Annotated in this window: 20 protein-coding genes; 8 read left to right on the plus strand and 12 right to left on the minus strand. The window is 71.6% G+C overall.

The features are described from left to right. Positions 1 to 67: 67 nt before the first annotated feature. Both DJ021_RS02460 and DJ021_RS02465 read right to left on the minus strand, forming a co-directional pair. The gene (locus tag DJ021_RS02460) at positions 68 to 1,501 is read right to left on the minus strand and encodes a serine hydrolase domain-containing protein (protein ID WP_111456036.1); all 1,434 of its coding nucleotides are present in this window, start codon (positions 1,499 to 1,501) and stop codon (positions 68 to 70) included. A gap of 100 nt (positions 1,502 to 1,601) precedes the next feature. After that, positions 1,602 to 2,207, minus strand: a complete 606-nt coding sequence (locus DJ021_RS02465; RefSeq protein ID WP_111456037.1) for a type 1 glutamine amidotransferase domain-containing protein — start codon at positions 2,205 to 2,207, stop codon at positions 1,602 to 1,604. A 165-nt stretch (positions 2,208 to 2,372) separates the two neighbouring features. On the opposite strand from DJ021_RS02465, the gene DJ021_RS18630 reads away from it, so the two are divergent. Further along, on the plus strand, positions 2,373 to 2,912 hold the full coding sequence (locus DJ021_RS18630) for a hypothetical protein (protein WP_133254923.1): 540 nt from the start codon (positions 2,373 to 2,375) through the stop codon (positions 2,910 to 2,912). Between the two features lie 45 nt (positions 2,913 to 2,957). On the opposite strand, the gene ettA is transcribed toward DJ021_RS18630, so the two are convergent. Beyond that, positions 2,958 to 4,622 carry an energy-dependent translational throttle protein EttA gene (ettA, locus tag DJ021_RS02475; protein ID WP_111456039.1) on the minus strand — a complete coding sequence of 555 codons (1,665 nt, stop codon included), beginning with the start codon at positions 4,620 to 4,622 and terminating at the stop codon, positions 2,958 to 2,960. A 183-nt stretch (positions 4,623 to 4,805) separates the two neighbouring features. Here ettA and DJ021_RS02480 point away from each other — a divergent pair, with 183 nt between their 5' ends. Beyond that, a complete protein-coding gene (locus DJ021_RS02480; protein WP_111456040.1) occupies positions 4,806 to 4,988 on the plus strand; it encodes a CsbD family protein in 183 nt (60 codons plus the stop codon). Positions 4,989 to 5,130: 142 nt separating this feature from the next. Here DJ021_RS02480 and DJ021_RS02485 read toward each other — a convergent pair whose 3' ends face one another. Genes DJ021_RS02485 through DJ021_RS02495 form a run of 3 tightly spaced genes read right to left on the minus strand, consistent with a single transcriptional unit; the run spans position 5,131 to position 8,237 of the window. Continuing rightward, positions 5,131 to 6,000, minus strand: coding sequence for a transporter (locus tag DJ021_RS02485; RefSeq protein ID WP_133254924.1), 870 nt, complete (start codon positions 5,998 to 6,000; stop codon positions 5,131 to 5,133). A gap of 9 nt (positions 6,001 to 6,009) precedes the next feature. Next, a complete protein-coding gene (locus DJ021_RS02490) occupies positions 6,010 to 6,702 on the minus strand; it encodes a response regulator transcription factor (RefSeq protein WP_111456042.1) in 693 nt (230 codons plus the stop codon). Next, positions 6,699 to 8,237: a DUF4118 domain-containing protein gene (locus DJ021_RS02495; protein ID WP_111456043.1), complete on the minus strand. Its 1,539-nt coding sequence runs from the start codon at positions 8,235 to 8,237 to the stop codon at positions 6,699 to 6,701. The genes DJ021_RS02490 and DJ021_RS02495 overlap by 4 nt, the downstream gene beginning before the upstream one ends. Before the next feature lie 156 nt (positions 8,238 to 8,393). Between DJ021_RS02495 and DJ021_RS02500 the strand changes: the two genes are divergently transcribed. From DJ021_RS02500 to DJ021_RS02510, 3 genes are all read left to right on the plus strand, one after another. Next, positions 8,394 to 10,301, plus strand: coding sequence for a potassium transporter Kup (locus DJ021_RS02500; RefSeq protein ID WP_111456044.1), 1,908 nt, complete (start codon positions 8,394 to 8,396; stop codon positions 10,299 to 10,301). Between the two features lie 65 nt (positions 10,302 to 10,366). After that, positions 10,367 to 11,962 (plus strand): amidase, encoded by a 1,596-nt coding sequence (locus tag DJ021_RS02505; RefSeq protein WP_111456045.1) that lies wholly within the window; start codon positions 10,367 to 10,369, stop codon positions 11,960 to 11,962. A gap of 316 nt (positions 11,963 to 12,278) precedes the next feature. Next, positions 12,279 to 13,499 (plus strand): glycosyltransferase, encoded by a 1,221-nt coding sequence (locus tag DJ021_RS02510; protein WP_341538127.1) that lies wholly within the window; start codon positions 12,279 to 12,281, stop codon positions 13,497 to 13,499. A gap of 3 nt (positions 13,500 to 13,502) precedes the next feature. Here the strand turns inward: DJ021_RS02510 and DJ021_RS02515 are convergent, their stop codons facing one another. From DJ021_RS02515 to DJ021_RS02525, 3 genes are all read right to left on the minus strand, one after another. Further along, a complete protein-coding gene (locus DJ021_RS02515) occupies positions 13,503 to 14,732 on the minus strand; it encodes an acyl-CoA dehydrogenase family protein (RefSeq protein WP_111456046.1) in 1,230 nt (409 codons plus the stop codon). Positions 14,733 to 14,746: 14 nt separating this feature from the next. After that, complete coding sequence (locus DJ021_RS02520) at positions 14,747 to 15,862, minus strand: acyl-CoA dehydrogenase family protein (RefSeq protein ID WP_111456047.1); 1,116 nt, start codon at positions 15,860 to 15,862, stop codon at positions 14,747 to 14,749. A gap of 106 nt (positions 15,863 to 15,968) precedes the next feature. Continuing rightward, positions 15,969 to 16,172, minus strand: a complete 204-nt coding sequence (locus DJ021_RS02525) for a hypothetical protein (protein WP_111456048.1) — start codon at positions 16,170 to 16,172, stop codon at positions 15,969 to 15,971. Positions 16,173 to 16,318: 146 nt separating this feature from the next. On the opposite strand from DJ021_RS02525, the gene DJ021_RS02530 reads away from it, so the two are divergent. The 3 genes from DJ021_RS02530 (at position 16,319) to DJ021_RS02540 (ending at position 21,168) form a co-directional block, all read left to right on the plus strand. Beyond that, a complete protein-coding gene (locus DJ021_RS02530) occupies positions 16,319 to 16,543 on the plus strand; it encodes a hypothetical protein (RefSeq protein WP_133254925.1) in 225 nt (74 codons plus the stop codon). Positions 16,544 to 16,587: 44 nt separating this feature from the next. After that, positions 16,588 to 19,206, plus strand: a complete 2,619-nt coding sequence (pepN, locus tag DJ021_RS02535; protein WP_111458945.1) for an aminopeptidase N — start codon at positions 16,588 to 16,590, stop codon at positions 19,204 to 19,206. 105 nt (positions 19,207 to 19,311) lie between these two features. After that, entirely contained in the window at positions 19,312 to 21,168 is a 1,857-nt protein-coding gene (locus tag DJ021_RS02540; protein WP_279386480.1) for a sensor histidine kinase, read from the plus strand. Here DJ021_RS02540 and DJ021_RS02545 read toward each other — a convergent pair. The 3 genes from DJ021_RS02545 to DJ021_RS02550 are packed head-to-tail and all read right to left on the minus strand — an operon-like array spanning position 21,112 to position 22,605. Further along, positions 21,112 to 21,639: a periplasmic heavy metal sensor gene (locus DJ021_RS02545; protein WP_165837083.1), complete on the minus strand. Its 528-nt coding sequence runs from the start codon at positions 21,637 to 21,639 to the stop codon at positions 21,112 to 21,114. The two genes, DJ021_RS02540 and DJ021_RS02545, sit on opposite strands and share 57 nt — an antisense overlap. Continuing rightward, positions 21,639 to 22,055, minus strand: coding sequence for a hypothetical protein (locus DJ021_RS18790; protein WP_165837084.1), 417 nt, complete (start codon positions 22,053 to 22,055; stop codon positions 21,639 to 21,641). The genes DJ021_RS02545 and DJ021_RS18790 overlap by 1 nt, the downstream gene beginning before the upstream one ends. Position 22,056: 1 nt before the next feature. After that, positions 22,057 to 22,605: an RNA polymerase sigma factor gene (locus DJ021_RS02550; RefSeq protein ID WP_111456052.1), complete on the minus strand. Its 549-nt coding sequence runs from the start codon at positions 22,603 to 22,605 to the stop codon at positions 22,057 to 22,059. Positions 22,606 to 22,638 lie beyond the last annotated feature (33 nt).

Consider the following 22,638-nt stretch of genomic DNA (forward strand, 5'->3'; position numbering starts at 1 on the left):
GGGTTCCGGCTCTTCTACAGCGAACGCCGCCGGGACGTCATGCCGGACGTCACCGCGAGCGTCCGGCTCAGTCCAGGGCCGCCAGCATGTCATGGGCGAACCTGGCCTCGTCGAAGCGCGCGCCGCCCGCCTTGTCGAACCCCCGCCTGACGATCACCACCCTGCGGGAGGGCACGATGAAGACAAACTGCCCGCGGTTCCCGTTCATGACGTAGGTCCCCTCCGGCAGGCCCTGGCGCGGGCCGTAGAGCCAGAAGAACGCGCCGTAGCCCGGCGCGCCGCTGGCGACGTTCTCCGGCTGGGCGGGCGCCGGCGTGGCGACGAATTTCGACCAGCCCTGCGGGAGCAGGCGCTCGCCCTTCCAGACGCCGTCGTCCAGGTAGAGCAGGCCCAGCCGTGCGAGGTCGCGGGCGGTGGTCCACACCTGGCTGGAGAGGATGTAGTTCCCCTGCCAGTCGGTCTCCGGCGTGGTGTGTCTCATACCGATCCGCCACAGCACCTCGGTGAACGGGAACTCCAGCGCCCGCCGGTCGTCGCCGATGGCGGTCCGCACGCTGAGCGCCGCCAGGAGGGTGTCGTTGTTGGCGTAGCGCCAGCGGCTGCCGGGTTCGGCTTCGAGGGCCATGGCCGTGGCCTGCTGCATGACCGAGCCGCCGCCCACATAGACCTCGTCCGTGCGGTTGCCGGGGCCGTCGGTCCACAGCCCGCTGCCCATGTGCATCAGCTGGGCCAGGGTGATTTTGCCGCGGGGATCGCCGGGCGCGCGCCACTCGGGCACGTTGGCCGGCGCCTCCACCTGCACGAGCCGGTGCTGGACCGCGCGGCCGATGACGGTGGCGGTCAGGCTCTTCCCCGCCGACCAGGTGCGCTGCGGCGTGTGCAGGTCGTAGCCGGGACGGTAGCGTTCGGCGACGATGCGGCCGTCGCGCACCACCAGCACCGCCGTGGTTTCCGTGCCCGCCCCGTAAGTCGCATGGTCGAAGGCCTTGCCCAGCGCCGCGTCGAGGGCCGCGGCGGTGGCGGGCGGTGGCGTGGCGAGCGCGTTGCGGTCCCCGTCCGGCCAGGCGCGGGCGTCCGGATCGCCGGCCGGCGGCCGGACCTCCAGCCGGGGCAGCCGCGCGATCGCGTCGGGCCCCGCGCCGATCGGCAGCTGGCTGCAGCCCAGGCCGGACCGCCAGGCGGCGATGCGCGGCGGCAGGCGCGTGTCGAAGGCGACGCTGACGGTCTTGGCGGTCCGGTCCACCTGGGCCGGCAGGGTGCGCACCAGGGCCTGGTATTCGGGATAGATGCCCTCCAGGTCGTCGGCCGCCACCTGCGCCTCGCTCTGGCCGGCGTTGAAGATGCCGCTGCACAGGAACGCCGCCTTGTAGCCGGCCGCCAGCGCGCGGGCATGGGGCTCCGGCGCGGCCGCGGCCAGCAGGGGCGCTGCCGCCAGCAACGCGGCGGCGGCGGCGGCGCGCACGCGGTTCTTGCGGACAAGCGGAGCCAGCGGCTCGGACATCGGGGTTCCCTCACATCACGGCGTCGAGCCTTGTATAGCGAAGCTCGCGCTGAAACGTCAGGGCGCCCGGGCGCGCGCGACGCCCGCGGCCATCTCCCCCTCAGTGCGGGCGCGCGCCGGGCTGTTCTGGGCGACCGGCCTGGGCGCCGCGGCCGGCGTGGCGGCCTTCGGCGAACTCCTCGATCATCTTGGCGCAGAAGGCCGGCAGGTCGTCGGGCTTGCGCGAGGTGACCAGGCCGCGGTCGACCACCACCTCCTCGTCGACCCAATCGGCGCCGGCGTTGCGCAGGTCGACCTCCAGCGATGGCCAGGAGGTCACCCGGCGGCCCCGCACGCCCTCGGCGTTGATCAGCGTCCACGGGCCGTGGCAGATGGCGGCGATCGGCCTGTCGGCCTCCACGAAGGCGCGGATGAACTCGATGGCCCTGGGCACGAGCCGCAGCTGGTCGGGGTTGATGACCCCGCCCGGCAGCACGAGGGCGTCATAGTCGTCGGCGTCGGCCTGGGAGAGATCGCGGTCGACCCCCACCTTCCCGCCCTTGTCGAAGTGGTTGTAGCCCTGGATCTCGCCGCGCTTGGGCGACACGATCTCCACCTGGGCGCCGGCGGCGCGCAGCGCCTCCACGGGCCTTTCGAGCTCGACCTGTTCGAAGCCGTCGGTCGCCAGGACGGCGATCCGCTTGCCGTGCAGCCGTTCGTTGGCCATGGCGTTGTCTCCTTGCTCGGGATCTGTGGGGGATGGGCCGTCAACCGCGCGCGTCGCACGGCGGTTCCGGTCGCTCGCGTTCAACTTTTGAGCCTGGCGCAACGAAGCCCGACCGTCGTTGGTTAACAACGGCGCCGTTGACGGCGTTACGTCAGGGAGATCGCAATGAAGATGTTCGTGCTGGCCGCTGGCGCGGCCGCCATGGCGCTCACCGCCGCCTCGGCGATGGGAGCGACCAAGAAGCATACCGCGAGGCACGGTTCCGCGGCCATGATGTCGGGTCCGTCCCAGCCCATTCCGTACGCCCAGCTCGACGCGTACCTGAAGGCCTCGCCCAAACAGCGCATGGCCCGCAACTGGTGGTCCGGTTCCGACATGGCCGCCGGCGCCTCCACCGGCACGACCGCCAACACCGCGGCGAGCACCACCGCCGGCTCCGACGTGACCGGGTCCGGCGCCGCCGGGTCGGCCCCGGGCGCCAGCAGCCCGAGCGACGCGACCCCGGGCGTCGGGACCAGCCCCTCCGGCTCCACGACCTCCGGCTCGATGACGCCCGGCGCCGCGCCCTCCGGCGCGGTCAACGACGGCTCGACGAGCCCCAATCCGGGCGCAAGCTCGATGCCCAATTCCGGCGCGGGCGCGGCCGGGACCACGGCCACGCCGGGCTCCACGACGGGTTCGACCACCACCCCGCCGCCGCGCTAGGCGACGGGTCCAGGCCGCCTCCCGCCCGGGGAGGCGGCTCCCACCCTAGCGGGTGAACTTCTGGAACTTGATCCGGTGGGGGATGATGCTGTCGGACCCCAGCCGGCGCTTCTTGTCCTCTTCGTAGGCGTCGAAGTTGCCTTCGAACCACTCCACCGTGCTGTCGCCCTCGAAGGCCAGGATGTGGGTGGCCAGCCGGTCCAGGAACCAGCGATCGTGGCTGATCACCACCGCGCAGCCGGGGAAGTCCTCCAGGGCGCTTTCCAGCGCCTGCAGGGTCTCCACGTCCAGGTCGTTGGTCGGTTCGTCGAGCATCAGCACGTTGCCGCCGGACGCCAGGGTCTTAGCCAGGTGCACGCGGTTGCGCTCGCCGCCCGAGAGCAGGCCGACCTTCTTCTGCTGGTCGGCGCCCTTGAAGTTGAACGAGCCCACATAGGCGCGTGACGGGATCTCCCGGCCGCCCACCTTCATGATGTCGAGCCCGCCGGAGATCTCCTCCCAGACGTTCTTGTTGGGGTCGAGGCTGTCGCGGCTCTGGTCGACGTAGGCGAGCTTCACCGTCTCGCCGAGCTTGATGGCCCCCGCGTCCGGCTGTTCCTGGCCGGTGATGATCTTGAACAGCGTCGACTTGCCGGCCCCGTTCGGCCCGATCACGCCGACGATGCCGCCCGGCGGCAGCTTGAAGTCGAGGTCCTTGAACAGCAGCTTGTCGCCGTAGGCCTTCTCCAGCTTGTCGACCTCGATCACCTGCTGGCCGAGCCGCGGGCCGGGCGGGATCTGGATCTGGGCGAAGGTCTGCTTGGCGTTCTCCGCGGCGTTCTGCAGCTCGTCGAAGGCCGCCAGGCGGGCCTTGGACTTGGTGCGGCGGGCCGACGGCGAGGAGCGCACCCAGGCCAGCTCCCGCTCGATGGTGCGCTTCTTGCCGGCTTCCTCGCGCTCTTCCTGCGCGGTGCGCTTGGCCTTCTGCTCCAGCCAGGAGGAGTAGTTGCCCTCGTAGGGGATGCCCTTGCCGCGATCGAGCTCCAGCGTCCACTTGGTGACCTGGTCCAGGAAGTAGCGGTCGTGGGTGACCAGGATCACGCAGCCCGGGAAGCTTTCCAGGTGGTGCTGCAGCCAGGCGACGCTCTCGGCGTCCAGGTGGTTGGTGGGCTCGTCGAGCAGCAGCATGTCGGGCTTGGAGAGCAGCAGGCGCGCCAGCGCCACGCGGCGCCGCTCGCCCCCGGACAGCTTGTCCACCGGCCAGTCGTTGGGCGGGCAGCGCAGGGCGTCCATCGCCATCTCGATCCGGCTGTCGATGTCCCACAGGTCGTGGGCGTCGAGCTTCTCCTGGAGGGCGGTCATCTCCTCCATCAGCTCGTCGGTGTAGTCCTCGCCCAGCTTGGCGGCGACGTCGTTGTAGGCGTCGAAGATCTTCTTCTCTTCGCACCAGGCGATGACGTTGCCCCAGACGTCGAGCTGGTCATCCAGCTGCGGCTCCTGCTCCAGGTAGCCGCGCTTGATCCCGTCGGCGACGATCGCCTCGCCGGTGAACTCCTTGTCGAGCCCGGACATGATCTTCAGCAGCGTCGACTTGCCGGAGCCGTTGACGCCGACCACGCCGATCTTGGCGTCGGGATAGAAGGACAGCCAGATGTTCTCGAAGGTCTTCTTCGGCGCGCCGGGGAAGGCCTTGGTCAGGCCCTGCATCTGGAAAATATATTGCTGCGCCATGGGGCGTTCGCACTCGCTGTCTCGGAAATCGGGGAATTCGCGCACGCAGATAGCGGCCGCATGGTCCTGGCGCAACGGCGCGCGGCGCTTTGCCCTCGCAACGGCCGGAACCGGCGGTTGCCTTTTGCGTAGTGTTTCCAACGCGGGCGCATCGCCCGCCGTGACACGCGAAGGAGTGTTCCTATGCACAAGGATCAGATGAAGGGCGCCGCCAAGGACGCCAAGGGTTCGGTCAAGGAAGCCGCCGGCAAGGCCACGGGCAACGAGCGCCTGGAAGCCGAAGGCGCCGCCGACCGCGTGGCCGGCAAGGTCCAGAAGGGCGTCGGCAACCTGAAGGACGCCGCCCGGGACGCCCTCAAGCACTAGACGGCGGCTCGAGTGAGCCCCCGCCTCCCCGAGCGGCGGCGACGGCGTCCCCAACGGTGCGCCATCCCCCACTGGCGAGGGTGAACTTTGCGAGGCCAAGGGCTGCGCTGCGAGGCGCGGCCCTTGTTGCGTCCGGGCCCCGCTAGAACCGCCGCGCCACGCCGACGTAGAGCTCGACGTCCGGGGTGTTGCGGTTGAGCCCGGCGTTGACGCCGGCGTCCAGCTGCAGGTCGGGCGTCGCCGCCGGCGTCCAGGCCGCGGTCGCGTCCAGGCTGGCCATGGTGGTGGTCGCCGCCGGGTCCTCGTCGACGCCGCCCCAGACCTCCAGGCCGACGTTGGCCGGTCCGAAAGCGTGGCTGATTCCGAACGCCCCCGACCAGGCCACATGCGTGCCGCCGCCGGCCGCATTGCGGACTACCGCGACTTCCGGCGTGAAGCCGAACGACACATCCTTGATCAGCGGCCCCGACATCGGCAGCAGCAGGCCGCCCTGCCAGCCGCCCGCACCCTGTCCATGCGTGCCGGTCGGCGCGGTGACGAAGGGCTCCAGCGAGACCGCCAGGCCATCCTTGTCCGGATCGGTCAGCGCGGTGCGAAATCCGAGGCTGAGGTCGCCCACGCCGGCCTGCCGCGACCGGACGCCGGCCGTCTCGGTGCGCTGGATCGACCACGGCGTCCAGCCGATCTCCACCTCGGTGCGCCGGCTGATGCCGGTCCGCAGCTCGAACTGGCCCAGCGTGTAGGCGTCGTCATGCTGACCCGCCTGCCGCTGGAAGGCGGCGTCGACCAGCCCGACCTCGACCTGCAGCCGGCCCACGTCGACGATGCAGGGCGGCGTGGCCTTCCCCGGCCGGTCGGCGCAGAGCGGCCGGGCCCCCGGATTGGCGGACTCGGGGCTGGTGGCCTCAGGGGCGGCCGCCTGGGCCTTGGCGGCTGCGGAAAAGGTGGCGGAGGCCAGCAGGCCCAACGCCAGAGCGCGCGCCGCGCGCGGCCAGGAAATCCAGGACGTCACCGCCACTCCTCAGATCTGCGCCAGCCGGTAACCCACGCCCGGCTCGCTCACCAGCAGCGGCGCGCCATCGACGTCGCCCAGCTTCTGGCGCAACTGGCCTACGTAAACCCTAAGATACTGGATATCGGCGGCCTCGCTGCCCCAGACGGTGCGCAGCAGCTCCTTGTGCCCGACCGTCCGGCCGAGGTTCACCGCCAGCTCGCTCAGCAGGTCATAGGCCTTGGGCGACAGCTTCAGCGGCTGGCCGGCCTTGGTGACCAGCCGCAGGCCCAGGTCGATCTCCAGGTCGCCGGTGCGCAGCCGCGGCGCCGAGCCCCGCGCCTGCACCCCGTGCCGCAGGCCGGCGCGCAGCCGGGCCAGCAGCTCCTCCACGCCGAACGGCTTCTGCACATAGTCGTCCGCCCCCAGGTCGAGGGCCTCCACCTTCATGGCCTCGGCGTCACGCGCGGACAGCACCACGATCGGCGTGGTTCCCTTTGCGCGGAGTTCGGCGATCACCGTGAGGCCGTCGCGGTCGGGCAGGCCGAGGTCGAGCAGCACCAGGTCCGGCGCATAGTGGGCGTACCAGCGCAGGCCCTCGGCGGCTGTCCGGGCGGTCACCGGCCGGTAGCCCGCGGCCCGCAGGGTGGCCGCCAGGGCGGCGTTGAGGCTGGCGTCGTCCTCGATCACCAGCACCGTCGCCGGATCGGCCGCCGCGCTCATGCGCGTTCCAGGCTCGCCGTCGCCAGCGGCGCGGACAGCCGCACCCGCGCGCCGTGCCGGTCGGCGCGGTTGCCGGCCTCAACCCGCCCGCCCTGCGCCTCCAGGAAGCCGCGGGCGATCGCCAGGCCCAGTCCTGTGCCGGGCGGCCGGCCGTCGCCGGAGACTCCGCGGGTGAACTTCTCGAACAGCCGCTCCACCGGTTCCGGCAGGCCGGGCCCCTCGTCCAGCACCTCGATCCAGCCCGCGTCGCGGTCGACGCCGGCGCGCACCCGGATGGTCGAGCCGGCGGGGGCGTACTTGCCGGCGTTCTCCAGCACATTGCCGAGCGCGCTCTCGAACAGCGAGGCGTCGACCATCAGCGGCGCGGCGGCGGTCTTCACCTCGTTCACCACCCGGCGGCCGGCCAGCGCCTGCGCGGCGCGTCCCAGCGCTTCGAGCACCAGCTCCGCAGGCGTGACCGGCGCCGTCCGCACGGCCACCCCGCCGGCCTGCAGCCGGTTCATGTCCAAAAGGTTGCCGACCATGGCGCTCAGCCTGGCGGTCTCCGCCTCGGCCAGCGCCAGCAGCTCCGCGCGGGTCTTCGCATCGTGGCTCTTGCTGAATTTCTGCAGGCTCTGGAGGGTGAAGAGCACGGTGGACAGCGGGGTCTTCAGGTCGTGGGACACGGCCGCCAGCAGGTCGGCCTTCAGCCGCTCCCCGGCCATCTCGACCCGCGTCTCCATGGCCTGGGCGGCCAGCGTTTCCCGCTCCAGCGCCACCGAGAGGTAGCCGCCGACCACCTCCACCAGCCGCTCCGGCGAGTCCGGCCGGCCGGCCTCGCGGCCGGAAAGCTTCACCCCGATCACCGCCTGGCTGCCGTGCCGCGCCGCCACCGGCCAGAAGTCGAAGACCGCCGCCTCCACCGGATAGGCCCCGCCGCGGGTCGGCAGGCGGGAGGCGAGCGCCCAGCGGGCGGCCTCTTCGTCGGCGGCCGACAGCGTCGCGCCGCCCGCCAGGGCGGGAGGCTGGAGGTCGTCGTCGGATTCCAAGAACACGGCCGCAGGCGCGGTGAACAGGCGCGCCAGCGCCCCGGCGCAGGCCTCGGCGATGGCCGCACGGTCGGCGGAGCCCACCAGGGTGCGGGCCAGCGCCTGCAGGGCGGCGGCCTGGTCGGCCGCCTCCCAGGCCTGCAGCGCGCGCCGGCGCGACTGGGCGGCGACGGCGCTGACGATGGCGGCAGTGATCAGCAGCAGCGCCAGCGCCAGGACATTGGCCGGGTCGGCCACGTGGAAGCTGTAGCGAGGCGCGATCAGGAAGAAGTTGAACGCCGTCACGCCCGCCAGCGCGGCGAGCAGCGACGGCCCCCAGCCGACGCTCACGGCGCAGATCACCACCGGCAGCACGAAGATCAGCGACAGGTTGGGGATGTCGGCCAGCTGGTCGACGACCACCGCGGCCAGCGTCGTGGCGGCCACCAGCAGCAGCGAGAGGGCATAGCCGGCGGCCGGCGCCACCGAGGGGCGACGCTGGGGTCGCAGCTCGTCGGTCAGGCTCATGACACGCTCCTTCGGCGCAGCTCCGCCGCGAAAGAAGGCCCGCCGATCCCCGCCGCGCAAGGCCTCGTGGGCGCCAGGCCCCGACAACCATATGGGATTTTTATGCCGTCCGGCGTGACAAGACGGTCCGACAACCCTGCGGGATTTGCGCCCTTCATGTCCGTCACCACAGCCGACACCGCCCATGCCCCTGCGCCGTCGCTGCGCGGCTTCCTTGGTCTGGCGGTGGGATCCGCGGGCGTGGTCTACGGCGACATCGGCACCAGCCCGCTCTACGCCTTCAAGGAATCCATCGCCCACCTGAGGCGCGCTGGCGGCCAGGTGGCGAGCGCCGACGTCATCGGGGTGATCTCGCTGATGTTCTGGACCCTGATGGTGATCTGCACCGTCAAATACGTCCTGATCCTCACCCGCTTCGACAATCGCGGCGAAGGCGGCACGCTGTCGCTGATGGCGCTGGTGCAGCGCGCCGGCGGCCGGGGCGCGCAGCTGATCGTGCTGATCGGCATGCTGGGCGCAGGCCTGTTCTTCGGCGACGCCGTGCTGACGCCGGCCATCTCGGTGCTGTCGGCGGTGGAGGGCCTGGAGGTGATCCACGGTCTGGGCGGCCGGATCGACCCGTTCGTGGTGCCGATCGCGCTGGCGGTGCTGGTCGGCCTGTTCGTGGTCCAGAAGCGCGGCACCGGCGGCATCGGGCGCTGGTTCGGGCCGGTCTGCCTGGTGTGGTTCGCCACCCTCGCCCTGCTGGGGCTGACCGCCATCGTCCGCGCACCCCAGATCCTGCAGGCGCTCAACCCGATCCATGGCCTGGCGATCTTCCAGCGCCACCCGGTGCTCTCCCCGGCCGTGCTGGGGTCGGTGTTCCTGACCGTCACCGGCGCCGAGGCGCTCTACGCCGACATGGGCCACTTCGGCCGCAAGCCGATCCAGGCCACCTGGCTGGCCCTGGTCTTCCCCTGCCTGACGCTGAACTACCTGGGCCAGGGCGCCCTGGTGCTGAAGGACGCGCACGCCGCCGAGAACCCGTTCTTCTTCATGGCGCCGGACTGGTTCCAGCTGCCGCTGGTGGTGCTGGCGACCGCCGCCACCGTCATCGCCAGCCAGGCGGTGATCTCCGGCGCCTTCTCGATGACCCAGCAGGCGGTGCAGCTCGGCCTCCTGCCGCGCATGTCCCTGCGGCCCACCTCCGAGGAGCACGCGGGCCAGATCTATGCGCCGCAGATCAACTGGATCCTGATGCTGGGGGTCGCCGCCCTGGTGCTCGGCTTCGGCTCGTCCAGCGCGTTGGCCAGCGCCTATGGCATCTCGGTCGTGGGCGCGATGATCACCTCGTCCATCCTCGCCGTGGTGGCGATCCACCGGCTGAAGAAGCGTCCGATCTGGCAGGCCCTGCTGGCGTTCTCGCCCTTCCTCCTGATCGAGACCGCCTTCCTGCTGGCGAACCTGCTCAAGGTGATGCACGGCGGCTACGTGCCGCTGCTGATCGCCGCCGCCCTGATCCTCGTCATGTGGACCTGGATGCGCGGCACGGCTCACCTGCTTCGCGCCGAGCAGACCGACCTGACGCTCGCCGACATCCTGCCCATGCTGACCTCGCGGCCGCCGATGCGGGCCCGCGGCACGGCCGTCTTCCTCACCGCCGATCCGGGCAAGGTCCCCGCCTCGCTGATGCACAACCTCAAGCACAACCAGGTGCTGCACGAGCAGGTGGTGCTGCTGACCGTGCGCAGCCTGCGCCGCCCGCGGGTCCCCGACGCCGAGCGCGTGGAGGTCTGCGACCTGGCCCCCGGCTTCAAGTCCATGGTGCTGAGCTACGGCTACATGGAGAGCCCGAACATCGCCAAGGGCGTGGCCCTGGCGCGCGCCAAGGGGCTGAAGCTGGACATCATGCGCACCTCCTTCTTCCTCAGCCGGCGCACGATCATCTCGCGCCGCACCGTGGGCCTGGCGCACCTGCAGGACATGCTGTTCGTGTTCCTGATGCGCAACGCGGTCCGCGCCGCCGACTTCTTCCAGATCCCGCCGTCGCGGGTGGTCGAACTCGGCACCCAGGTGACGTTCTAGGGTCGCCTCCGCGCTGGCGCGGCCCCGCGATCGGCCTCTAGACTGGCCGAGACCAGGGGGGCCGCATGTTCAGACCACACCTCATCGCCGCGGCGCTGATGGCGAGCGCCGCCGTCGCCCAGGCCCAGCCGCTCAGCCCCTACGCCTCGGCCGGCGAGCTGCAGGCGGCCATGCGGGCCGGCGCGGTCAGCTCCGAGGGCCTGGTGCGCGCCGACCTCGCCCGGATCGAAGCCCTCGACCGCGCCGGGCCCAAGCTGAACAGCGTGCTGACGCTCAACCCGCAGGCCGTGGCCGACGCCCGCCGGCTGGACGCCGAGCGCCGCGCCGGCCGCGTGCGCGGGCCGCTGCACGGCGTGCCCGTGCTGATCAAGGACAACATCGAATCCGCCGACGGGACCGCCACCACCGCCGGCTCGCTGGCGCTGCGGGCCAACGTCACCGGCCGCGACGCGCCGCTGGTGCGGCGGCTGACCGACGCCGGCGCGGTGATCCTGGGGAAGACCAACCTCTCCGAATGGGCCAACTTCCGCTCCGCCCGCTCGATCAGCGGCTGGAGCGCCATGGGCGGGCTGGTGCGCAATCCCTATGCGCTCGACCGCTCGGCCTGCGGCTCCAGCGCCGGCTCCGGGGCGGCGGTGGCGGCGGGCCTGGCCACCGCCGCCGTCGGGACGGAGACCGACGGCTCGGTCACCTGCCCGGCCGCCGCCAACGGCGTGGTCGGCTTCAAGCCGACGCTCGGCCTGGTCTCGCGGACCTTCGTCGTGCCGCTCTCCCCCGAGCAGGACACGCCGGGGCCGATGGCCCGCACCGTGGCCGACGCCGCCGCCCTGCTGACCGCCATCGCCGGCTCCGACCCGGCCGACCCCGCCACCCGCGAGGCGGATGCGCGCAAGACCGACTACCTGGCCGCCCTCGACGCCCGCGCGCTGCGCGGCGCCCGGATCGGGGTGCTGCGGATGAACGCCGACCGCTCGCCGCCGGCCGACGCGGTGTTCGAGACGGCGCTGGCCGCCCTGCGCCGGGCCGGGGCCGTCCTGACCGAGGTGAAGGGTCCGAGCGAGGCCCAGATGCGCGAGATGTCGGACGCCGAGGGCGACGCCCTGCTGAGCGAGTTCAGGGCGGCGATGGACGCCTACCTCGCCGCCACGCCGCCCGCGGCGCAGGCCCGCTCCCTCGACGACCTGATCGCCTTCAACGCCCGCGAGCCGGCGGAGACCGCCCTGTTCGGCCAGGAGACCTTCGAGCGCGCGGCCAGGAGCCCGCCGCTCACCGACCCCGGCTATCGGGCCAGGCGGGCGACGGCGCGGCGGTTGGCCGGCCCGGACGGCCTCGACAGGATGCTGCGCGACGCCAACGTCGAGGTGCTGGTGGGGCCGAGCGGCGGCCCGGCCTCGGTGGTCGACCCGGTCAACGGTAGCCGCGCCACGGGCTCCTACGCCGGCCTGCCCGCGATCGCCGGCTATCCCCACCTGACCGTGCCCATGGGCGCGGTGGCCGGACTGCCGGTAGGGCTGTCGATCATCGGCCCGGCCTGGTCGGATGCGCGCGTGCTTTCGCTCGGTTACGCCTTCGAACAGGCGACGCACGCAAGGATTGCGCCGCAGTTCGTGACCTCGGTCAATGCACGCCCGGAGATCGCCCGCGCCTATGACGTGCACTGAGAAGCCCTTGCCCGGCCGGCATTCCGCCCCAATCTAAGGGCGAAGCTTGAGCGCCGGGCTGAAGTGATGACGTCGGCGGCGGGTTGCTGCTACGACAGGGCGATCGACGAGCCTGCCCCAGTATCGGGCGGCCGCCGTCGCCGTTCGGCGTCGCGTGAGAGGCGAGGACAGACCACTGGCTAGACTCTGGAACAAACCAGCAAGCCGCTCCGCCTCCGCCAAGTCGCGCCGCGGCAAGCGCGGCGTTGTGGATCGAACCCCGGCGCTGTTCGTTGCGGCTTCCACCAGCATCGCCGAGAAACAGAGGGGACGCCGCTTGTTCGACGTCATCACCCCCGACGACGAGAACCTGATCCGCCTGGATCCGTCGGACGTCCCGGCGTTCTCCGCGCCGGACGGTCCGGGCTTCCACCTGATCGACACCACCATGATGTACGCGCCCCGCTCCGGCGGCGTGAAGCGCTACCTCACGGCCAAGCAGACCTGGCTCGAGAAGAGCCGCCCCGACATCCGCCACACCCTGGTGGTGCCCGGCGCGCGGACGCGGGTCGACGGTGAGGGCCTGGTCACGGTCGCCGCGACCCGGCTGCCGTTCGGCGACGGCTACCGCATGCCCGCCAGCCTGACGCGCTGGGAGACGGTGCTGCGCCTGCTGCAGCCCGACATCATCGAGGCCGGCGACGTCTTCGTGCCCGGCCATGCGGCGCTGGAGGCCGGCGACGCCCTGGGCGTGCCGGTGGTCGGGTTCTGCCACACCGACGCCGCCGCCCTGGCCGCCCTTCACCTGGGCGACTGGGCCGAGCAGCCGACCTTCAACTTCTGGGCCCAGGCCTACCAGCGCTTCGACCACGTCGTGGCCCCCAGCCAGCACACCGCCGCCCGGCTGGCGGAGGCCGGCGTGGACCGGGTCACCGTCCATCCGCTGGGAGTCGACACCGAGCTCTTCCACCCCGCCCGCGGCGACCGCGCCAAGCTGTTCAAGCGCTACGGCCTGTCCCCCGACAGCCGCCTGCTGGTGTTCGCCGGCCGGCCCGCGCGGGAGAAGAACATCGAATCGATGGTCGCCGCCGTCGAGCACCTCGGCGACCCCTATCACCTGCTGCTGATCGGCGCGGGGCGCGAGGCGCGCTATTCCTCCCGCGTGATCTGCGCCGACTACGAGCGCGAGCCGCAGAAGCTGGCCGGCATGATCGCCTCCTGCGACGCCTTCATCCATGCCAACGAGCACGAGATCTTCGGCCTGGTGGTGCTGGAGGCCATGGCCGCCGGCCTGCCGGTGATCGGCCCCAACAAGGGCGGCGTCGGCGAATTGATCGATTCCACCGTCGGCCAGCACGCGGAGGGCGCCGAGCCGCAGGCCCTGGCCGAGGCCATCGAGGCGCTGTTCGCCCGCGACGTCGAGGCGATCGCCCAGGTGGCCCGCCGCCGGGCCGAGACCCGCCACGGCTGGGACATCACCTTCGACGGGCTGACCCGCCTCTACAGCCAGCTGATCGGCCGCGCCCCGCGCCGGGCCCCCCTGGCGCTCAGCGCCTGAGGCTCAGCGTCCCGTCGGCATGTCCTTGAAGGGCACGTCCTTGTCCACCCGGATGTCGCCGGGCAGGCCCAGCACGCGTTCGGCGATGATGTTCTTCAGGATCTCGTCGGTGCCGCCGGCGATCCGCAGGCCGGGCGCGAACATCAGCGAGCTCTGGAAGGCGCCGTGCAGCGGGGCCAGCGCCGGGTCGTTGATGATCCCGTACTGATCCAGCATCTCCACGGCGGCGTGCGCCAACTCCTGCATCTGCACCGCCGAGATGATCTTGCCGATCGAGCTCTCCGGTCCCGGCGTCTGGCCGCGCGACAGGGCGGTCATGGTGCGGTTGCGGGTGTGCTTCAGCCCCTCGGCCTGCACGTACCAGTCGGCCAGCTTCTCGCGCAGCGCCTGGTCCTTCAGCGCCGGCGCGCCGTCCAGGCCCGGCAGGTTGCGCGCCGCCTCCATGAACTGCGCCCAGCCCGCGCCCGAGGCGCCGCCCACCGCCAGCCGCTCGTTCATCAGCGTGACCAGGCTGACCTTCCAGCCGTCGTCGATCGCCCCCAGCCGCTGGCTGTCCTTCACCCGCACGTCGGTGAAGAACACCTCGTTGAACCCCGAGCCGCCGGACATCTGGTGGATCGGCTTCACCTCGATGCCCGGGTCATGCATGTCGACCCAGAACATCGTCAGCCCCTTGTGCTTGGGGGCGTCGGGGTTGGTCCGGCAGATGACGATGCCGAAATCCGAGAACTGGGCGCCGGTCGTCCACACCTTTTGCCCCGAAATCAGCCAGTCGCCGGAGCCGTCGGGCGCCCGCACCGCGCGGGTCCGCGAGGCCGCCACGTCCGAGCCGCCGGAGGGCTCGGAGAACAGCTGGCACCAGATCTCCTCGCCGCGCAGCGCCGGCCCCACGAACCGCGCCTTGGTGTCGTCGTCGGCGAAGGTGGCGACCGTCGGCACGCACATGCCCAGGCCGATCTGGAACGGGTTCGGCGGGATCGGATGCTTGGCCTCCTCCTGGTTGAAGATCACCTGCTGGATCGGGTTGCCGCCCTGGCCGCCCCATTCCTTCGGCCAGGTGATCTGGGCGTAGCCGGCGGCCGCCTTCCTGGCCTGCCAGGCCTTGGAGGCGGCCATGGAGTCGCCGCCGCCTTCCAGATCGTCGCCGGTGGCGCGCTTCGGGGCGTTGGCCTCCAGCCAGGTCCGGACCTGGGCGCGGTAGGCGGCTTCTTCGGGGGTGTCGTTGAAGTCCATGATCTGAAGATCCCTTAGGCCGCGTTGCGCCGCTCGAGGTGGCTGACCAGCCGCTCCTTCCAGACCCGCGGCGCGCCGGCCACGAGACTGAGCTGGCGCGAGCGCCGGTAGTAGAGGTGGCAGTCCATCTCCCAGGTGAAGCCGATGCCGCCGTGGGTCTGGATGTTCTCCTTGGCGGCGAACCAGAAGGCTTCCGAGGCCGCGATCCGCGCGGCGCTGGCCGCCACCGGCATCTCCGGAGCGTTGGTGTTGAGCGCCCAGGCTCCGTAGTAGGCGTTGGAGCGGGCGAGCTCGTTCTTCACGTACATGTCCGCCAGCTTGTGCTTGATCGCCTGGTAGGAGGCGATGACCCGGCCGAAGGCGTAGCGCTCGAGCGCATAGGCCTTGGCCATCTCCAGGCACCGGTCGGCCCCGCCGCACTGTTCGAAGGCGAGCAGCACCGCGGCCCGGTCGAACACCTGCTCGATCAGGGCGAAACCCTCGCCGGCGGCGCCCAGTCGCTGAGCCGGCGCGCCCTTGAACGTCAGCCTGGCGGCGTCGCGGGTGGGGTCGAGCGTCTTGACCGGCTCGCGGGTCACGCCCTCGCCGTTCAGGTCGACCAGGAACAGGCCGGGCTGGCCGTTCTCCTTGGCGAGCACCAGGCAGAGGTCGGCGATATCGCCGTCGGTCACCGGGATCTTCACGCCTGTCAGCCTGCCGCCGGTGACGCTCGTCTGGACGCCGGAGGGCGTCAGCACGCCGGGCCCTTCGGAGGTGGCGACCGCGCCGATCACCTCGCCGGCGGCGATCTTCGGCAGGATGCCGGCCTTCTGCCGGTCGTCGCCGGCCAGCTGGATGGCTTCGGCGAGGAAATAGACGGTGGAGGCGAACGGGATCGGCGCCACCGCGCGGCCGAGCTCCTCGGCGATCACGCACAGCTCCAGGTGCCCGAGCCCAAGCCCGCCGAATTCCTCCGGGATCGCCGCGCCCAGCCAGCCCTGTTCGGCCACCGCCTTCCAGAGCGCCTGGTCATAGGGCCGGGCCTCGTCGTCCAGCACCTGCCGCACCCGGCCGGTCGGCGCGTTGGCGTCCAGGAACTTGCGCGCCTCGGACTTCAGGAACTTCTGGTCGTCGGAGAAATCGAAATTCATGCGCTGCCATTCCCGCCGGGATTTTCCGGTTACGAGGTTTCCTCGCAGGTCAGCATACGCGCGGGGGAAGCGCTGAAAAGCATGACCTCGCGTCAGGCGCGGGCCGCTAGCTGCCGACGGCCGGAGTGAAGAGGCCGAGCTTGGAGAAGCGACCGACCAGCCGCCCGCCATTCCAGAGTTCGCCGGCGCGGCCGTCGGCGCGCCGGTCGAGCAGCTTTTCCACCGCCTCGCGATCGCCGGCGCAGTCCATGTCGCGGTCCAGCCGGAGACGACCGCCGGCGCCGACGTAGTAGATGCGATAAGACGCCAACTGCTCCACCCCGGTTGCGGCGCCACTTGTAGGGTCCCGCCGGCGCGCGTCTGTCGCCTACCTGACGCCCTCAATGAATTTCCGCGGGAACAGAGCGCCTGTGTTCTGGGTTCGCCGCCCAAATGCGTGTCGAGAAGCCGACCCCCGTGCAGATCTTGCTGGCATGGCGGGACAACAAATGGGTGCTGTCGCGTAACGCCGTCGAAGTGGCGGCCTACGCCTATCGCGCCCACGCCATGGAGATGGCGCGGCGGCTTTCCGCCGACGCCGCCGAGCAGGGGCTCGACTGCTACATGCTGGTCAAAGAGCCCGACGGCAGCTGGGAAGAACGCCGCTGCCCGCGGCCCGGCCGGGACCCGCCTGCCGGTTGACCGCCGCCTTGGCGCCGCCACCATCCAAGGACTACATGGCCGCCATGCGCACCGACACACCCCAGCCGATCCGCCTGGCCGATTACCGTCCGCCGGCCTTCCTCGTGGACGAGGTCAACCTGACCTTCGACCTCCAGCCCAACGCCACCCGCGTGAAGGCCCGGATGCAGGTGCGACGCAACGGCGACCACGCCGAGGCGCTGCGCTTCAACGGCGAGCGGCTGAAGCCGATCTCCGTGGCCATCGACGGCCGCACGCTCGGCGAGGCGGAGCGCACCATCGACGGCGAGTTCCTGGTCATCCCGGACGCGCCCGACGCCTTCGTCCTCGAGACCGAGGTCGAGATCGATCCGGAGAACAACAAGGCGCTGGACGGCCTCTACATGTCGGGCGGCCGGTTCTGCACCCAGTGCGAGGCCGAGGGCTTCCGCAAGATCACCTTCTGGCCCGACCGGCCCGACGTGCTGTCGCGGTTCACCGTGCGGATCGAGGCCGACAAGGCCTTCCGCCACCTGCTTTCCAACGGCAATCTCGTGCAGTCCGGCGACCTGCCCGGCGGCCGCCGCTTCGCGGTCTGGAACGACCCCTTCCCCAAGCCCTGCTACCTGTTCGCCCTGGTGGGCGGCGAGCTCGACGTGCTGGAGGACAAGCTGGTCACCATGACCGGCCGCACCGTCGACCTCAGGATCTACGTCGACCCCGGCATGGCCCCGCGCGCCGCCTACGCCATGGACGCGCTGAAGCGCTCGATGACGTGGGACGAGGAGGCGTTCGGCCGCGAGTACGACCTCGACCTGTTCATGATCGTCGCCGTCCGCGACTTCAACTTCGGGGCGATGGAGAACAAGGGGCTGAACATCTTCAACTCCTCGCTCCTGCTCGCCGACCCGGCGACCGCCACCGACATGGACTTCGAGCGCATCGAGAGCGTCGTCGCCCACGAATACTTCCACAACTGGACCGGCGACCGGATCACCTGCCGCGACTGGTTCCAGCTGTGCCTGAAGGAGGGCCTGACGGTCTTCCGCGACCAGAGCTTCTCGGCCGACATGCGCGGCCATGCGGTCCAGCGGATCAAGGACGTCAAGGCGCTGCGCGCCCGCCAGTTCGCCGAGGACCAGGGCCCGCTGGCCCACCCGGTGCGGCCGTCCAGCTACCTGAAGATCGACAACTTCTACACCGCGACCATCTATGAGAAGGGCGCGGAAGTGATCCGGATGCTGAAGACCCTGATCGGGCCGGACGCCTTCCGGGCCGGCATGGACCTCTATTTCGAGCGCTGGGACGGCCACGCCACCACCGTCGAGGAATTCATCCGCTGCTTCGCCGAAGCCTCGGGCCGCGACCTGACCGACTTCTTCGCCTGGTACGAACAGGCCGGCACCCCGAAGGTCACCCTGGCCAGCCGCTATGACGAGGCCGCCCGCGCCCTGCATCTGGAGCTCACCCAGGCGACGCCGCCCACGCCCGGCCAGCCGACCAAGCGGCCGCTGCCGATTCCGGTCACCGTCGGTCTGCTGGATCAGGACGGCCGCACCCAGGCCTTCGAACGCGACGGCAAGGCGATCGACGAGACCGTCATCGTGCTCGACGGCGCGTCGGCAAAGATCACCCTGACCGGCGTCGACCGGCCGCCGGTGGTGTCCGCCCTGCGTGGCTTCTCCGCGCCCGTGCGGCTGGAGAGCGACGCCGAGCCCAAGGACCGCTACGTCCTGCTGGCCGGCGATCCGGACCTCTTCAACCGCTGGGAGGCCGGCCAGGAGCTGGCCCGCGCCCTGATCCTCGCCCGCGCCGAAGGCCGGCCCGACGAGGTGGGCGAGGAACGCTACGCCGAGGCCGTCGGCCGCGCGCTCTCCGACCAGGCCGCCGAGCCGGCCTTCAAGGCCCTGCTGCTGGCGCTGCCGTCGGAGCCCGACCTGGCGCTGGCCATGCGGCCGGCCGATCCCGGCGCCATCCACGAGGCGCGCGAAGCTCTGCGCGAGCGGCTCGCGGTGCACCTGCAGCACGAACTCAGGCGCCTGCACACCGGCCTGCAGGACCTGGGCGAGTTCTCCCCCGACGCCGCGGGCGCGGGCCGCCGGGCCCTGCGCAACGCCGCCCTGGAGCTGCTGGCCGCCAATCCCCGCTCGGAGATCGCCGAGGTCGCCGCGGGGCACTACGCCGCCGCCGCCAACATGACCGACGCCATGGGCGGCCTGAACGCCCTGATGCTGATCGGCGGCGAGCCCTTCGAGCAGGGGCTGACCGACTTCTACGAGCGCTGGAAGAGCGAGCCGCTGGTGATCGACAAGTGGTTCGCCGTCCAGGCCCGCGACCCCAGCGAGACGGCGCTCGGCCGGGTCATCGGCCTGACCGCGCACCCGGCCTTCGACGCCAAGAACCCCAACCGCCTGCGGGCCCTGGTCTCCACCTTCGCCAACTTCAATCCGGCGCGCTTCCACGATCCCAGCGGGGCGGGCTACCGGTTCCTGGCCGATCAGATCCTGGCGGTGGACCGCTACAATCCGATGATCGCCGCACGGCTGATCGACGCGCTCGGCGGCTGGCGGCGCTACACGCCCGAGCTCGGCGCTCTGATGAAGGCCGAGCTGCAGCGGATCGTGTCGACCGAGGGCCTGTCGAAGAACGTCTTCGAACTCGCCAGCCGCGCCCTCGCCGATTAGCGCCAGAGTCGAAACGCCGCGGCGATCGCTGGTGACGGATTCCCCGCGCCCGCGTAGACTCTGATTTGCTTGGGGTGATTTGTTCGGGTGGAGGAGCGGCTGTCGTTGGCCAGACGCGGGGGCGAGAACGCGGCTGACGGCGGCCTGCAGGGCCGGCCGGACGACCGTCCGCCGACCCAGCGCTTCGCCCGTATCGCCGTGCTGTCGGCGCTGCTGCTGCTGGCGGTCTACACTGCCGCGGCGGTGGCGCGGCTGCACACCGGCCCCCGCACCGCCGACGAACAGACGCTGTGGCTGCTCGCGCCGCTGGTGGTGACCTTCGGGCTCGGCCTGCTGCTGCTCTCCGAGAGCCGGCGCGTGGAGCGGGCGCACGCCGCCTACAACGATTCCGAACAGCGCTTCCGGCTGGCCGTCGAGGCCGCCCGCTGCGGCATCTGGGAATGGGACCTGACCACCGACCGGATCTTCATGTCCGATGTGACGGCGGCGCTGTTCAGCTGGCGGGGCGGCGTGGTGGACGGCCAGCAGGTGCTCGACCGCGTCTCGCCCGGCCACCGCGACGGGCTTCGCGACGCCCTGCGCTCGGCCGCGGTCTACGGCGGGTTCGACGTCTCGTTCCGGGTGCCCAGCCTGACCGGCGGCCGGCCGGTATGGATCGACGCCCGCGGCCAGGGCTTCGGAGACAGCCCCGACGGCGGCTACGCCCGCATCATCGGCGTGGCGCTGGACGTCACCGAGGAGCGCATGGCGCAGAACCGGGCGCAGTCGGCGGAGATCCGGCTGCGCGACGCCATCGAGAGCGTCTCCGAGGCCTTCGTGCTGTGGGACCGGTTCGGCCGGCTGGTGATGTGCAACCGCAACTACCGCAGCTTCTTCCGCCTCGATCCGCAGATCCTGAAGCCCGGGGCCGCGCGCGAGCAGGTGGAGCGCTGCGCCCTGGCTGCGGTGCGCCAGGAATTCGCCGCGCTCGGCGACCGCGCGGGCGTCCGCGAGGCCGAGCTGGTGGACGGCCGGTGGGTGCAGATCTCCGAGCGCCCCACCGCCGAGGGCGGGCTGGTGGTCACCGCCGCCGACATCACTGCGGTCAAGGCCCAGGAGGAGGCGCGGCGGCTCAACGAGGAGGCGCTGCGCAAGGCGGTCGCCAACCTGGAGCGCAGCCAGGAGCAGCTCTCGGAACTGGCCCGCAAGTACGAGGCGGAGAAGGTCCGCGCCGAGGCGGCGAACCAGGCCAAGAGCGAATTCCTCGCCAACATGAGCCACGAGCTGCGGACGCCGCTGAACGCCATCAACGGCTTCTCGGAGATCATGTTTGCCGAGATGTACGGGCCGCTCGGCGACCGCCGCTACCGCGACTACGCCCGCGACATCCTCAACTCCGGCCAGCATCTGCTGGCGCTGATCAACGACATCCTCGACATGTCGAAGATCGAGGCCGGCAAGATGAGCCTGCGCTTCGAGCCAATGTCGATCGCCGAGGTGGTGGACGACGCCGCCCGGCTGATGCGCAACCGCGCCGAAAGCGCCGGCCTGGTGCTCCGCCTCGAACTCGGCGACCTGCCGGAGGTGGAGGCCGACTATCGCGCGGTGAAGCAGGTGCTGCTCAACCTGTTGTCCAATGCGGTCAAGTTCACCCCGCGCGGCGGCCGCATCACCGTGGTGGCGGAGCGCAGCGACCATCCGCTTGGCGAGCGGGTTCGCATCGGCGTGCGGGACACCGGCATCGGCATCTCGGCCGAGGACCTGGTGCGGCTGGCGCGGCCGTTCGAACAGATCGAGAGCCAGCAGGCGAAGACCCAGCAGGGCACGGGCCTGGGCCTCGCGCTCACCAACTCGCTGGTCGAGATGCACGGCGGTCTGTTCGAGCTGCGGAGCGCCCCTGGCCAAGGGACGACGGCGGCGTTCTCGCTACCGGTCCGCCAGACCGGGCTGGCGCTGGCCCGCATCGGCACGGCCGCGGCGTAGCCCGCCGCCGCGCTGCGCCTGGGGCCGGGGCTGCGTCAGCGCTTCGGCGAACCGCACCCGCTCGTCGGTCGGCAGCCCGCCTGCGAACGTCACGATCCGGCGGTCCAGTTCGGCGCGGCCATCCATCTCCAGCGCCCGCGAGCGGTCGAGGTCAGCGAGGATCGCGGGCGCATCGAACGGATCGGTGGCGAACCGCGCCCAGGCGCCGCGCCGGAGCATCCGCGCCTGCCGCAGCTTGGCTCCCGACGTCGCGGCCTGGGCTCGCATCTCCGTTCGCCAGGCCTCGCGGTGCTCCGGCGAGAGCACGGCTCCGACCCCCTGCATGCCGGCCCCCTGCATGCCGGCGTGGCCGCGCGGCTCCCGCCCGAATCCGTGCAGGCGAAGGCCCATGGCGCCGGCAAGCGCACCGACCACGAAGAGGTTCAGCGCCAGCGAGGCGAACAGCGCGATGAACAGGGCGCGGCGGCTCATCAGACCTCCTCGGACAGGCCGGAGATGTCGAGGTCGGCGGAAACCGAGGCGACCGTGTCCCCGCTGTCCGTCGGCGTCGGCGTCGGCGAGACCTGGGCGCCGACGATCACCCCGGCCGCGCAGGCGGCCGCGAGCGCCGCGCCGAGCCCGGCCGGCGCCAGCCAGCCGCGCCACACGGGGCGCCTGCGCGCCACCGGCCTGCCGGCCACGATGCGGTCGACCAGCGCCGCCGAGGCCGGCGCGCGCGCCCACCCTTCCAGCGCCACGTCCAGCCGTCCGGCGTCCGCCAGCACGGCCTGGGTGAATGTCGGCTCCTCGGCGACCAGGAGCGCCGCCGCGTCGCGAACCTCGAGCGGCCAGCGCGCGATGTCGCCGCCGTACGCCTGCGCCAGCTCTTCGAAGCGATCCTTCCTCAACTCACCGCTCCACCATGTCCGCCAGGGCCGTCCGCAAGGCCCGGCGGCCGCGCCCCAGCAGGCTTTCCAACGCCTCGACGCTCACCCCCATCAGGGCCGCGGCTTCGATATTGCCCAGCTCCTGGTAATGGCAAAGCACGATCGCCTCCCGCTGCCGGTCCGGCAGCGCCTGCAGGGCCAGGGCGACCCGCCGCCCCGCGTCGGCGGCTTCCAGTCCGCGGTCCGGCGCCGGTCCCTGGTCGACCTGCTCCGGCGGCCGGTCCGTGGCGATCTCCCGCCGCCGTCGCAGCCGGTCGTAGCAGAGGTTGAGCGCCACCCGGTGCAGCCAGGTGTCGAAGCGCGCCGCGCCCGGCCGCCACTTGGGCGCCTGTCGCCAGACCCGCAGGAAGGTCTCCTGCGCCACGTCCTCGGCCTCGTGCGGGTCGCCGAGCATCCGTTGCGCCAGGCCCAGCAGCCGGGGCAGCTTGCGGGCCACCAGCGCGCGCACCGCGGCGGGATCGCCGGCGGCCACGCGCTCCAGCAGTTCCTCGTCCGGATCGGCGGCCCCCAAACGTGACCTCTCGGCAGGCTTCGGCGCGCCTGT

Source organism: Phenylobacterium hankyongense (assembly GCF_003254505.1).
GTDB lineage: Bacteria > Pseudomonadota > Alphaproteobacteria > Caulobacterales > Caulobacteraceae > Phenylobacterium > Phenylobacterium hankyongense.

What these genes read in the sequence shown, in the direction of transcription:
- DJ021_RS02505 (WP_111456045.1), top strand. Translation starts at nt 10,367, where the DNA reads ATGTTCAGACCACACCTCATCGCCGCGGCGCTGATGGCGAGCGCCGCC.
- DJ021_RS02500 (WP_111456044.1), top strand. Translation starts at nt 8,394, where the DNA reads ATGTCCGTCACCACAGCCGACACCGCCCATGCCCCTGCGCCGTCGCTG.
- DJ021_RS02515 (WP_111456046.1), bottom strand. Translation starts at nt 14,732, where the DNA reads ATGGACTTCAACGACACCCCCGAAGAAGCCGCCTACCGCGCCCAGGTC.
- DJ021_RS02545 (WP_165837083.1), bottom strand. Translation starts at nt 21,639, where the DNA reads ATGAGCCGCCGCGCCCTGTTCATCGCGCTGTTCGCCTCGCTGGCGCTG.
- DJ021_RS18630 (WP_133254923.1), top strand. Translation starts at nt 2,373, where the DNA reads ATGAAGATGTTCGTGCTGGCCGCTGGCGCGGCCGCCATGGCGCTCACC.
- DJ021_RS02460 (WP_111456036.1), bottom strand. Translation starts at nt 1,501, where the DNA reads ATGTCCGAGCCGCTGGCTCCGCTTGTCCGCAAGAACCGCGTGCGCGCC.
- DJ021_RS02520 (WP_111456047.1), bottom strand. Translation starts at nt 15,862, where the DNA reads ATGAATTTCGATTTCTCCGACGACCAGAAGTTCCTGAAGTCCGAGGCG.
- ettA (WP_111456039.1), bottom strand. Translation starts at nt 4,622, where the DNA reads ATGGCGCAGCAATATATTTTCCAGATGCAGGGCCTGACCAAGGCCTTC.
- DJ021_RS02495 (WP_111456043.1), bottom strand. Translation starts at nt 8,237, where the DNA reads ATGAGCCTGACCGACGAGCTGCGACCCCAGCGTCGCCCCTCGGTGGCG.
- DJ021_RS02490 (WP_111456042.1), bottom strand. Translation starts at nt 6,702, where the DNA reads ATGAGCGCGGCGGCCGATCCGGCGACGGTGCTGGTGATCGAGGACGAC.
- DJ021_RS02465 (WP_111456037.1), bottom strand. Translation starts at nt 2,207, where the DNA reads ATGGCCAACGAACGGCTGCACGGCAAGCGGATCGCCGTCCTGGCGACC.
- pepN (WP_111458945.1), top strand. Translation starts at nt 16,588, where the DNA reads ATGCGCACCGACACACCCCAGCCGATCCGCCTGGCCGATTACCGTCCG.
- DJ021_RS02480 (WP_111456040.1), top strand. Translation starts at nt 4,806, where the DNA reads ATGCACAAGGATCAGATGAAGGGCGCCGCCAAGGACGCCAAGGGTTCG.